The organism is Bacteroides sp. LFL-34 (assembly GCF_027257075.1).
Taxonomy (GTDB): domain Bacteria; phylum Bacteroidota; class Bacteroidia; order Bacteroidales; family Bacteroidaceae; genus Bacteroides; species Bacteroides ovatus.
On sequence record NZ_JAPQKZ010000174.1, the window covers coordinates 1 to 515 of the forward strand.

The 515-nt window shown below is 41.7% G+C and carries 1 protein-coding gene; it reads left to right on the plus strand.

Going from position 1 to position 515, the window contains the following annotated elements:
- Positions 1-457, plus strand: a 457-nt coding sequence (locus tag N5O98_RS27450) for an IS66 family transposase (protein ID WP_196060971.1), incomplete at its 5' end; no start/stop codon positions are given.
- Positions 458-515 lie beyond the last annotated feature (58 nt).

Below are 515 nucleotides of genomic sequence, written 5' to 3' on the forward strand. Positions count from 1 at the left end.
TGAGGGATGGACGGTAGAACAGAATCTTATGCATCGAAAAAAGTATGCGCCGGACATACTCGGAGAAATAAAAGATGTGCTTGATGAAATAGAAGAACGGGGGGATTTATTACCTAAGAGCGAACTGCAGGAAGCCATTACCTATCTTCGCAATGAGTGGAATGCAGTGGTGGACATCTTTAATTATGGTGACACTTATCTGGACAACAATATGGTTGAACGGATGAACCGGTACATATCCTTATCAAGAAAAAACTCATTGTTCTTCGGCAGCCATAAGGGGGCCGAACGAGGCGCCATACTCTATACGATAGCACTCACTTGTAGGATGCATAAAGTGAATTTATTTGAGTATCTCACGGATGTGATAAACAGAACAGCCGAATGGCAACCGAACACACCAATTGAAAAATACAGGGAACTGCTTCCTGACAGATGGGAAAAGGCTAATGACTAAAAAGGGATCATTAGCCTTTTTATTTTAATACACTATATAGAATCGCGGAGACGCTTAC